General features: G+C 67.4%; 10 protein-coding genes. 1 reads left to right on the plus strand and 9 read right to left on the minus strand.

Features of this window, described 5'->3' with window-relative positions:
• Positions 1–153: 153 nt before the first annotated feature.
• Positions 154–1,890: a transcription termination factor Rho gene (gene rho, locus IB230_RS16210; protein WP_192273809.1), complete on the plus strand. Its 1,737-nt coding sequence runs from the start codon at positions 154–156 to the stop codon at positions 1,888–1,890.
• On the opposite strand, the gene IB230_RS16215 is transcribed toward rho, so the two are convergent.
• The 9 genes from IB230_RS16215 to IB230_RS16255 form a co-directional block, all read right to left on the minus strand.
• Positions 1,871–2,026, minus strand: a complete 156-nt coding sequence (locus tag IB230_RS16215) for a hypothetical protein (RefSeq protein ID WP_192273810.1) — start codon at positions 2,024–2,026, stop codon at positions 1,871–1,873. The two genes, rho and IB230_RS16215, sit on opposite strands and share 20 nt — an antisense overlap.
• 24 nt (positions 2,027–2,050) lie before the next feature.
• Positions 2,051–4,420, minus strand: a complete 2,370-nt coding sequence (locus tag IB230_RS16220; protein ID WP_192273811.1) for a TonB-dependent hemoglobin/transferrin/lactoferrin family receptor — start codon at positions 4,418–4,420, stop codon at positions 2,051–2,053.
• Between the two features lie 126 nt (positions 4,421–4,546).
• Positions 4,547–5,980, minus strand: coding sequence for a DUF2271 domain-containing protein (locus tag IB230_RS16225; protein ID WP_192273812.1), 1,434 nt, complete (start codon positions 5,978–5,980; stop codon positions 4,547–4,549).
• Between the two features lie 34 nt (positions 5,981–6,014).
• A complete protein-coding gene (locus IB230_RS16230; protein WP_192273813.1) occupies positions 6,015–6,917 on the minus strand; it encodes an EF-hand domain-containing protein in 903 nt (300 codons plus the stop codon).
• A gap of 25 nt (positions 6,918–6,942) precedes the next feature.
• A complete protein-coding gene (locus tag IB230_RS16235) occupies positions 6,943–7,743 on the minus strand; it encodes a DUF4198 domain-containing protein (RefSeq protein WP_192273814.1) in 801 nt (266 codons plus the stop codon).
• A gap of 226 nt (positions 7,744–7,969) precedes the next feature.
• Positions 7,970–8,728, minus strand: a complete 759-nt coding sequence (locus IB230_RS16240) for a hypothetical protein (RefSeq protein ID WP_192273815.1) — start codon at positions 8,726–8,728, stop codon at positions 7,970–7,972.
• Between the two features lie 50 nt (positions 8,729–8,778).
• Entirely contained in the window at positions 8,779–9,645 is an 867-nt protein-coding gene (locus IB230_RS16245; protein WP_192273816.1) for a TonB family protein, read from the minus strand.
• Between the two features lie 130 nt (positions 9,646–9,775).
• Positions 9,776–10,651 carry a hypothetical protein gene (locus tag IB230_RS16250; protein ID WP_192273817.1) on the minus strand — a complete coding sequence of 292 codons (876 nt, stop codon included), beginning with the start codon at positions 10,649–10,651 and terminating at the stop codon, positions 9,776–9,778.
• Between the two features lie 113 nt (positions 10,652–10,764).
• Complete coding sequence (locus IB230_RS16255) at positions 10,765–11,628, minus strand: energy transducer TonB (protein WP_192273818.1); 864 nt, start codon at positions 11,626–11,628, stop codon at positions 10,765–10,767.
• Positions 11,629–11,670: the final 42 nt, after the last annotated feature.

The raw sequence follows: 11,670 nt of genomic DNA on the forward strand, positions 1-11,670 counted from the left end.
CGCTCCGCGCGGCTTGCCGCTACCCCGGACCCGGTGGTAGTGTCGGCCCCGAAATCCGGCGCAGGGGATGCGCCGCACCCATCTGAATCTCCTTTCTTCATTTCACCCCGCCGCCGCAACGCCGGCGCTCGCCACCTAGCGAGGATTCGCAACTTGTCCGACAGCAGCAACGAAACCGGCGCCCCCGCCGAGAAGCGCGTGCGTAAAACCCGTGCTCCCAAAGCCCCGTCCGCCGATACCGCCGCCGCGCCCACCGAGCGCGCGTCCGACCCGGCACCCCAGCTTCCGCTTCCGCCGCCCGTTGCGGCCGAACGCGCACCCGCCCCCGCAGCGCCCGCACCGTCCCATGACGGCGGTGGCGATGCGTCCGCCCCGCAGGCGCAAGGGGGCGGCGGTCAGCAACACGAAGGTGGCGGCCAGCAGGAAGGCGGCGGCCAGCAGGAAGGCGGCGACCAGCGCGACGGCAACCGCTTCAACAACAATCGCCGCGACCGCTTCCGCAACCGCCGCGAACGCAACCGCGACCGCGACCGCCAGGGCCACGACGGCATGCCGCAGGACGGCAATGGCGGCGGCCAGGAGGCTTTCGTGCCTCGCCAGCAGCCGAACGTGCCGGAGGGCTTCCCGCAGTATTCGCTGGGCGACCTCAAGCGCATGCCCGCCCCGCGCCTGCTCGATATCGCCGAGCAACTGAACATCCAGGAAGGCGTCGCCCGCGCCCGCAAGCAGGACGTGATCTTCGCGCTGCTGAAGGTGCTGACCCGCCACGGTGAAGGCGTCGCCGCCGATGGCGTGCTGGAAATCCTGCCGGACGGCTTCGGCTTCCTGCGCGCCGCCGAGGCCAGCTACCTGGCCGGCCCGGACGACGTGTACATCAGCCCCAGCCAGATCCGCCGCTTCAACCTGCGTACCGGCGACCACCTGGCCGGCCGCATCCGCTGGCCGAAGGATGGCGAGCGCTACTTCGCGCTGTCGACCATCGACACCATCAATGGCGAGCCGCTGGAAGCATCGAAGAACAAGGTCCTGTTCGAGAACCTGACGCCGCTGTTCCCGCGTCGCCGCTTCACCCTGGAGCGCGGCAACGGTTCGTCGGAAGACATCGCCGGCCGCATCCTCGATCTGATGGCGCCGCAGGGCAAGGGTCAGCGCGCGCTGATCGTGTCGCCGCCGAAGGCCGGTAAGACGATCATGATGCAGCAGATCGCCACCGCCATTACGACCAACCACCCGGACGTGCACCTGATCGTGCTGCTGGTGGACGAGCGTCCGGAAGAAGTGACCGAAATGCAGCGCACCGTGCGCGGCGAAGTGGTCTCCTCGACCTTCGACGAGCCCGCCGCGCGCCACGTGCAGGTCGCCGAAATGGTGATCGAGCGCGCCAAGCGCCTGGTCGAGCACAAGAAGGACGTGGTGATCATGCTGGACTCGATCACCCGCCTGGCCCGCGCCTACAACAACGTCGTGCCCAGCTCCGGCAAGGTGCTGACCGGCGGCGTGGACGCCAACGCCCTGCACCGTCCGAAGCGCTTCTTCGGCGCCGCGCGCAACGTGGAGGAAGGCGGCTCGCTGACCATCATCGCCACCGCGCTGGTCGAGACCGGCAGCAAGATGGACGAGGTGATCTACGAAGAGTTCAAGGGCACCGGCAACAGCGAAGTGCACCTGAACCGCCGTATCACCGAGAAGCGCGTCTATCCGGCCATCGACATCAACCGTTCGGGCACGCGTCGCGAGGACCTGCTGATCGAGCCGGAGCTGCTGCAGAAGATCTGGATCCTGCGCAAGCTGCTGCATCCGATGGACGAAATCGCCGCGATGGAGTTCCTGCTGGACAAGATGAAGAACACCAAGTCAAACGACGAGTTCTTCAGCTCGATGAAGCGCTAAGCACCAGAAGGTCCGGCGTCGCCGGATCGGAAAAAGAAAGCCCTGCTGGAACCTTGAAGCTCAAGGATGACAGCAGGGCTTTTTCGTGGGCGAAGGGAACACCATCAGCGGATGCCGATGGGCGGTCGGCCGACATGACCGATCCGCCCCCTTCACGGGCTCAGAACGACCAGCTGAGCGTCACGCGGGCATTGCGACCCGGCTGCGACCAGCGACCGATGCCGGCCGCGCTGGTGGAGCCCGAGAACACCGCGTTGCCCGCGCCGGCGGTACGCACGCGGTTCCACAGGTAGTACTCCTTGTCGAACACGTTGTAGATGCCGGCGGTGAGGTGCAGGTTCTTGGTGATGTCGTAGCTGCCGAACAGGTCCAGCAGCGTGTACGCACGCGCCTTGTAGGCGTACACCGGCACGACTTCCGCGCCGTAACTGCCGTTGGTGATGCTCCGGCCGTAGTCCGACGGATCCTTGTCTTCCTGGTGGGTGACGTTGGCGGTCAGGTTCCAGCGGCGCGACGGCGCGACGTAGTTCAGTCCCGCCACCAGCTTGGCCGGCACGATGCTGCCCAGCGGTTCGCCATCGTTGTCCTCGCCCTCGTTGTACGAGTAGGCAAGGCGCGCCATCCAGTCATCGGCCAGCAGCCACATGCCTTCCACCTCGACGCCCTTGACCTTCACCTCGCCGCGGTTGATCGGCATGGTGTAGATGTAGCCGTTCGTGATGACGGTCTGGCCGCCCACGACGGTGCTGTACTGCACGGTCGGATCGCCAACGAAGTCCGCGCTGTCGATGAAGTCGCTGTAGGTGTCGTGGAAGGCCGACACGCCCAGGCGCAGGCGATCGCTGCTGTAGCGCCAGCCCAGCTCGAGGTTGAGGCTGCGCTCGGCGTCGAGATCCGGATTGCTCTTGCCATCGGACACGGTGACGAGGGCGCCATCGGACACGCGCGTGACCTGCGTGGTCGACGACGTGCCGTACATGTCGTTGACGCTCGGCGCGCGGAAGCCGCGGCCGACCTGCGCCCACAACGACTGCGTATCGGTGATGCGGAAGTCGGCGCCCAGGTTCCATGTCGGCGAACGGAACTCGGAGACGCCCACACTGCCGCCGCCATCGGTATAGCCGGAATCGCCACTGGAGGTCGCACGCACCTTCGGCGTGTACTTGTAGCTGTCGTAGCGCAGGCCGCCGGTCAGGGTCAGGCGATCCTCCAGCAGACGTACCTTGTCGCGGGCGTAGACCGTCCACGACGTCTCGCGGGTGTTCGGCCACAGCGACGGATCGGTGTCGCGGCTGACCAGCTGGCCCGCGTTGTTCCAGCGCGAGTCGATCGAGTTCCAGTCGATATCCGCCTGCTGCCAGGCCGCGCCGTAGACCAGCGCATGGCGCAGGCCGCCGCTTTCGAACGACTTGTCCAGGTCGATCGCGGCGCGATCGCGATCCTGGGTATCCCAGCGGAATTCCTGTCGCGAACAGAGTGCCGCCACCGAGCATCGGGTGCCGCCCGACGTGCCGCTGGCGACCAGCACGTTGGTCTGGCCCTGGATGTAGTTCTCCTGTCGGTCGACTGTCGCTTCCAGCGTGTCGAAGGCGGCGACATCCGCCTTCCATGTGTACTTCAGGCCGTAACGGTCGCGGTCGCTGCGGTCTACCGCGGAGCGCTCATAGTACGAGCCGGTGCCATCGGTCCGGGTCCAGTTGTCGACGTGGCCGGTGCTGCGCGCGCGTTCGTAGATCAGTCCGAACGTCTGGGTGTCGCTGATCAGGAAATTGACCTTCGCCAGCAGGTTGTCGCTCTCGCGATCGATGGGGTCTGGCGTGCGACGGCCGGGGCCGATCCAGTTGATCGTGGTGTCGTACCAGGATTCGGTCTCGTGCCCTTCGCGCTTGGTGTAGACCAGCAGCGACTCGACCCGACCCGTGCGGTTGGCGAACGTCAGCGTGCCGGCGTTCTCGTCGTTGCTGCCGGTGTACGCGTACTTGAGCGCACCGGTGGTGTCGTTTCCGGTCGGTTCCAGGAAGTCGGATGGGTCCTTGGTGGTGAACATCACCGCGCCGCTGAGCGCACCGCTGCCGGCGGTGATCGCATCGGCTCCCTTGATGATCTCCACGGTCTTGACCGCTTCCATGTCGACACTGCCACGTCCGGAGCGGAAGAACTCGTACGGTTGGTAGGTGCCAGGGTCCATGCTCTGCGGGAAGCTCAGGCCATCCAGCGTGATGGACACGCGGTCGGCTTCCAGGCCACGGATGTTGAAGCCGTTGAAACCGGCACGTCCTAGATCGACCATTTCGACGCCCGGCACGTAGCGGATCGCATCTTCCATGCTCTGCGCGCCCTGCTGCTGCAGATCCTTGCTGCTCAGGGTGGTGACATTCTGGTTGGTGGACTGCTGTCGCTCGCGCTGCGCCTTGACCTCGATCGTATCCAGCGTCTGTGCACCGTTCGGATCGGCGGGGGTTTCAGCCTGTGCAGGCAGGGCGATGACGGACGCGATGGCCAGCGCCAGCAGGTGGGGGGACAACTTCATGGTGTGACTCCACAGTCAGGAAAGAACATGCGCTTCGATGGGAGCGCTCCAATCCTGGCTGCGGCCGCGAGGGCGGAAGTACGTCGCTGGGATGGCGCGGGTTCGCGCCGTTGGGCAGGAAAGGCGCTACGTCTTGTCGTAGCGGAGAACCAGGCGACCAATCTCGGTCTGACCCTGGTGCTGCAGGGGCGCGGTGGCGTCGCCCAGCGGGAACGGTAGCGCGATGTCTTCGTGGCCGCCGTGCTCGCGTGCGGCTTCCACGCGCAACACGTAACGCCCGGCGGGCATCGCCTGCCCACGGTCGTCGCGACCGTCCCATGCCAGTGTGTACTGGCCAGGCGCGCGCGTCGGGCGCGCGATGCCGAGCGCGCCGGCCGGATCATTGCGGCCGTAGTGCCGCCACCAGCGTGGCAGCTCGCTCAACCAGCGCGAGCGGTCGCCGAGCACATGCAGCTGCCGCACGGCGCGCCCGTCCTCGTGCTCGATCCACACGGCGAGGTAGGGCTTCCGGTAGCGATCCACAGCGTTGACCGGGATCTCGTAATCGATCAGGACCGACGCACGCGGCGCGGACACCACGCCAGCGTCCAGTGCGGCCGGCCAGCGTGCCGACGCGAAAGGAATGCCGGCATCCGACACCACCAGGGCCGCCGCGCCTTCGATGCGGTCGACCAGCGCGATGCCGTCGCGGATCGGCATCACCGTGAGCGCGGTCGCCAACGCATCGGCGGTGGCGGCATCCCGGGCGATGACGGTGGCGGCAGGCGCGTAGCTCAACGGCCAGCCCTCTTGCGGGTCGAGAATATGGCTCAACTGCCGTCGCCCGATCGTGTAGCCGCGACTGTGATGACCACTGGCCGCGATCGCCTGCGACGCGAGCCTCACGCGCGCGACACCGGGCTGGTTGTCGATCGGCCGCTTCGGATCGGCGACGTCGACGTGCCAGACGTCGCTCCCCTCCGGACGACCCCAGTAGACGGCATCGCCGCCGATATCGATGCGGATGCCGGTCGCCTTGGGCGCGGTGCGGCGCGCGCTCGCGAGCGCGCGATCCAGGATGTAGCCCTTGGCGATGCCGTCGACGTCGAAGCGCAGGCCGAGCGCCGGATCGAGCGCGCCCTTCGCCGGTACCGGCAAGGTCGCCAGTGCGCGCGCCTGTCGGCGCAGGCCTGCTCGTTCGGGCAGGCGATCGTCGGCATCCGCCTGCCGCCATTGCGCGATCAGCGCACCGAGACGGCAGCTGAAGGCCCCGTTGGTTTCAGCGCGCCAGTGTTCGCAACGCGCCAGCACCTCGACCACGGCCTCGGGCAGGCGTTCGGCAGGAAGATGGCCGTCGTTGTAGCGGGACAAGGCGCTGTCTCCGCGCCAGGTGCTGAGCTGCGATTCGAGACGGGCGATTTCGTGCAGCGCAGCGTCGACGGCGCGCGACGCGCGCGTGCCATCGCCATCGATCCGCATCTCGAACGACGTGCCCAGCACGCCTTCGCGCTGCACCTGTACGGGCGCGGCGGCCAGCCCGCAACTGGCCAACGCCAGCCACAGGCCGATCCCCCGGCACATCGTCGACGGTCGCATCCCCACGCGATCCCTCTGCTCAGTTCGCGGCGGGCCGTTCGGTCCGCGCAGGCGGCGGCAGCTTGGCGTCCGCGGGGTCCACCACGCCATCGTGGTTGCGGTCGGCCGCATCGAAGGTCCGCTTGCCCGACACCTGGTACTCGGCGAACGTCATCTTGCCGTCCTTGTCGGTGTCCAGCGCGCCGAAGCGCACGCGCGTCTGCTTGTCCGAACCGCCGGTCTGGGTGGCGATATGGCGATCGAGACGGTCCTCGTACTCGGCCAGGTATTCGTCCTGGGTCAGGCGACCGTCGTTGTTGGCATCCGTGCGCGTGAACTGGGCGGCGCGCGCGTGGTCGAACTCGCCACGCTCCACCTTGCCGTCGCCATTGCCGTCGTACAGCGCCAGGAAGCCCTCGGCCGTGTGGCTGCTGGGCAACGCCAGGCGACTGGGCCGGCGATCGAAACGCGCAGCAGCTTCCGTCGTCTTCTCGCCGCCGTCCTTTCCTTCCGCCTTGCCGGCGAGGGCTTTCTGTCCTTCGCTCCAGACGCGTTCGCCGGACGCATCGAACTCGGCGCGCGAGACGTGCCCGTCCTTGTCCGTGTCCAGCGCGGTGAAGCGGCGCCTGGTCTGTTCGACCTGTTCGCCGCGCCCCTGCTCCATCTCCTCGCGCATGCGGTCTTCGAACTCCTGCACGTACTCTTCCACGTCGACCGTGCCGTCGCCGTTGGCGTCGGTCGCATCGAAGCGTGCACGGCGGAAGGCGTCGAATTCCTCCCACGTCAGGCGGCCATCGGCATTCGCGTCATGCTGCGCGATGAAGGCTGTGATGTTGTTGCCATGACCGCCGACCAGCGGGCGCGGGGCGGGCGATTGCTGGGCGACGGCGGGAGCGGACAGCAGCGCGCAGAGGCACGCGCCGGCAAGCAGGCCAGGTTTCATGGACATCTCCGGAGAAGTGGGGGAATTACTGTTCGAGCACGCGGAACGTCAGCGTGTAGCTGTTGCTGTACTCGTCGACCGGCGCGCCGGCGGGCGCCTTGGTGCGATGGCGCGTCAGCGCGAGCCAGGTGCCGGCGCGTTCCAGCTTGACGCTGGCCTTGCCCTGCGCATCGGTCAGCACCGTCACCACCTGCGGCTTGCGGTCCGAGGTCCACACCGCTTCGGTGATCTCGACCTTCTGGTCGGCCAGCGGTGCGCCGTCGTACTGCACGGTGAAATCGAACGTCTCGCCGACGAACAGATCATTGGGATGGGTGGTCGGCACGAGTTCGATGCCCTTGCCGCGCGCCTGCAGCGCCTTGCCGCCGGGCTCGCCGACGGTGACGAAGGTTTCCGCCAGCGTCAGCGACTGGAAGTTGGAGATCACCTTGGCACCCGCCGGGATCTTCGCCGCCGGGTCGCGTGAGCTTTCCTGCTTGCCGTTGAGTTCCCAGGTACGGAACAGCGCGCCCAGGCGTGGTCCGGTGCTGAAGCGGTAGGTGCCCGTCGCGCCTTTCGGCAGTGTGTGCTCGGCGACGGCGCGGACCTTCAGCAGCTGCACGGCGTCCAGCGCGGCTTCCTTGCCATCGGGGCCGATGACGGTGAACCGGCTGTTGTCGAACACCGTTTCGGGAACGAAGAAGGTTTCGGCGAACGCAGCATCCAGCGCGACGGTGTCGCCCGCGCGCGGTGCGAAGGTGCTCGGCGCGAGATAGGGCGTGTGGGCGGAAGCGGTTGCGGCGAATGCGCAGGCGAAAATGCCGGCGAAGAGGGGCGCCAGTCTCATGTGCGGGTCCTGTCAGGCGGTGAATCGCTGGCGGGACCGGGAGAGACGGCCGAATGCTGGCTTCGGCGGAAAGTATGAACAGAAACGGAGAAAGTGACAAGCGAGTGAACACCCGACCGGACGCCGGGGCAACGCGCCTGCGTATCGGAAGTCACGCGCTTCGCACCTGCCCCCTCGGGTCGACGGCACCCGCACCGCGCATGCCGACAAGGCGAGCGCTGCTCGCTTACAACATCGAGCCGACGACGTCCGAGCCGAGCGACAGGACGGAATCCACCGGCACGACACGCGGGTCGATCAGGACGCTGCCCGGTGGCAGCGTGGTCTTGTTCGTGATGGCCCAGGGCGAGGTTTCCATCGGCCAGCCGATATGGCGATAGTCGGTGTCGCCCTTCATGTCGCGAGGCCAGAACGTCACCAGCACGCGCACCTCGCGCGGGTAGGTGGCGACACCCGCCTGCGTCGAGCCGGCAACGAAGCTCCAGCGCCGTGCGGCGGCGATACTGGTCTGCTCGAAGCGCTCACGCCATGTCGCACGGATGCCTGCATCCTTGATGTGCGTCAGCACGGTGGCATCCGTGATCGATGCATCCTCCACATGCCCTTGCGCATCCAGCCGGAGTTGCAGCAGGACGCGCGCGCCCGCGCGCGCCTCCAGCAGCATGCGCGGATAGTCCGGCGGTACTGCGCCGGGCGTGAGCGTCGGCGTGCCGAACCACGCCTGCGTCAACCGCAGACCGTAGCCTCCCGACAACGGCACCGCCTCCAGCGCCAGCCGCACGTCGGTATCTCCGTCAACCGGTCGCCCGTGCGACCCCGTCGCGGCGAACCGCCACGCGGCCACACCGCGCTGCACCTGCGCTGCAACCTGTGCGTTCAGCGCCGGGTCCGGCGTGAATCCCACCTTCGCTCCGTCCGCCCCGATGTGCAGCGTGCCCGATGCTTCCAGGCGGATCGGATCGCCCTCCGCTGCCTGCGCTGCCATTCCCATCGCTAGGCACGCAAGCAGTCCCAAGGTACGGATGCGGGATCTCTTCAAGCGCCATCCAGTGGTGTCAGCAGCTTCGGGCCACGCGTATTGCCTGCGAGGTGCACACCGCCATCGGCCAGCGCCTCCGGCGAGAAGCCTGGCGCCTCATCCGCGGGAGCCCACGCCGGGCTCATGCGCGGGCCGGGAATGTAGACCGCCCATTTTCCATAGCGCCGCGCTTCGCCGAAATTGAAGTCCACCGGCACGCGCACGACCCAGTAGGGCTGCGTGGCCTGGGCGCCCACGGTGGGCGGAGCGAAGGTCCACTTTCGGGCTGCCGCCATCGCTGCACGGGCAAAGCGGTCGCGATGCTGGTTCATCTGGGACTCGTTGGCGACGATCCGCAGGTTGACCTGTTCGGCGATCACGTCGCCGACGGTGCCGTCGCGCTCGATCTTGAGCAGAAGATAGGCCGTCCCTTGCACGCCCCCCTGCGCCGCCGCCATCGGGTACCCCGGCGGCCTCATCTGCTTCGCGCTGACGCGCTCTGCCTCCGGCATCGCTTCATAGTCGCCGAAGTCGGCGCCGCGAATCGATATCTCCATCTGGCCATCACCCAAGGACCTGCCCACCAGCAGCGCACTCATGCGCGTCAGCGCGCGGCGCGGCTGTCCATCCACCATCACCGGCTCGAAGCGCCAGGTCGCGACATTGCGGCCGACGAAGGCAGGAATGCCATCGGGCAATTTTTCCGGCGTATCCAGTTCCACGCTTTCGACGCTTCCGTCGACCGCGATGCTGATCGATCCGGTCACCCGCATGCTGGCTTCCGCCTGCTTGCGGACGGCGCCGGCGTTCTGCGCCCCTGCCCCGGGAGCCCATGCCAGCGCCAGCACCAGAAGCCACATCACCCACGTGTTCCGCTGTCCCATACGTCCTCCTGCATCCCTGGAAGCAAGCCCGCCCCGGGCCCGTCCGCCGCATACTAGCCCCGCGTGGTGGTACATGCACCGTAGTGGCCAGGCGCTGGCACGGATATCCCGACCGCTGCCTCGCGGTGATTCAGGAGTCGCCGCCCAGTGGCGTCAGCAGGCGCAATCCCTTGCCCAACGGATAGAGCCCGCCCGCCAACAGGGCCTCGGGGCTTTCGTCCGCACCTTGCTGACCCTCCTGCGCCCACGGGATCGGCTCCCGCGGTCCGGGAACGTAAGCGAGCCATTCCCCGTAACCGGGCTGCTTGGCGCCGAAGAACTCGTAGTCGACCGGCACGCGCACGGACAGGAACCCGGCCTGCCGCAGCTCCTCGCTTGCCGATACGGAGAAGGACCACTTCCTGGCCGCGACAACGGCAGCGCGGGACAGCGTTCCCCGCATCCGTTTCATCTCGCTCTCGCTGCCCACCGTTCTCAGGTTGACCTGCTCGACAGCGACATCCTGCACCAGGCCTTCCGGTCCGACCTTCACTACCAGGTAGACCGTGCCGCGCGCGTTCATTTCCAGGGCCGCCATCGGATAGTTGGGCGGCTGCATGGAGATCGGCTTGATCGCATCGGGTTCCTGCTGGCGCTCCTCCGGCGTCATCGCCTCCTTGCCGAAGTAGCCGCTGCGGATGCCCACCCTGTAGCTGCCGTCATCCAGCTTCTTGGCCACCACCAGCAGGCTCATGCGCGCCTTGGCTCGTCTCGCCACGCCGTCCACGAGCACGGGCTCGAACTTCCAGGCCGGCCCGGAACCTTCCACGAGCGTGGTCACCACGTCCGGCAACTTGTCGCGCTGGTCGACCTCCAGCGTGCTGACGCTGCCATCGCGCTCGATCAGGATCGATCCGGTGACCAGCATGCTGGCCTCGATCTGCTTGCGGACGGCGCGTGAACTGCCCGCCAGCGCCGGCATGCAGAGCAGTACCAGCAACAGGCCCAGCCCCAGACGCATCTTCATCATTCGCTCCTTCGTAGTGATACGCGAGCCGTCGACGCCCATCGGCATCCATCGCTTCCGTCCGCCCCGTTCTCCGACCGGGTGTACGCCATCATCCCCTGACGAGCGCACCGTCATCCTTCGCCGGCGAGCGGCGTCAGGAGACGGAGGGCGTGCCTGTCCAGCACCCCCACCATGCCGTTTGCCAACGCTTCCGGCGAACTCTGCGTCAGTTCTGCGTCGACCCAGTCCGCCGTCGTGCGCGGTCCGGGAACATAAGCCACCCAGCGCCCGTAGCGGGACTCCATGCGACCCATCGTGTAGTCCACCGGTACCCGCATCGTCCAGTAATCGGCAGCACCCGAGTCGACCTGGCTTGGCGGAGTGAAGGACCAGCCCCGCGCCGCCTGCACCGCGGAGGCGGCGAACGACTGGCGCATGCGCTCCATCTCGGGTGCAGTGGCCAGGATGCGCAGGTTGACCTGTTCGGCGAAGGCCTCCTCGACGCGGCCATCCCGGCCGACCTTCAGGATCAGGTAGACGCTGCCGGACGCGCCCGCCCGCGCCATCGCGGCCGGATAACGCGGCGGCATCATCCTGCCGTTGTCGGAAGAGCTCTCTTCCACCGTACTGAAGGCATAGAAGGACGCCGCCTGCACGCGCATCTCGTAGCCCCCCGCCTCCTGTTTCCTGGCCACCAGCAGGACACGCATCTTGTTGCGGGCACGTACCGGGCGGCCTTCGTGCTGCAATGGCTTGAACTCCCACGCCGGGATCTGCTGCTGCAGGAACGCAACGACACCAGGCGGAAGCTCGTCCGTCCTATCCAGCGTGTGTGCGATGACGCCACCATGCTCGCTGACGGTGATCTCGCCCGTCACCGCCATGCTCATTTCGATCTGCTTGCGCATCGCGCCGACCCCTTGCGCGTATACGCCCTGCGTCCATGCCAGCAGGCATGTCGCGAACAGGACCGCGAAACCGACCGTCCGCCTCATTGCGCCCCCCCATATCCCTGGAAGTGAGCCCGGCCCGGGCCC

The organism is Pseudoxanthomonas sp. PXM01 (assembly GCF_014851815.1).
In the GTDB taxonomy this organism is placed as follows: Bacteria; Pseudomonadota; Gammaproteobacteria; order Xanthomonadales; family Xanthomonadaceae; genus Pseudoxanthomonas_A.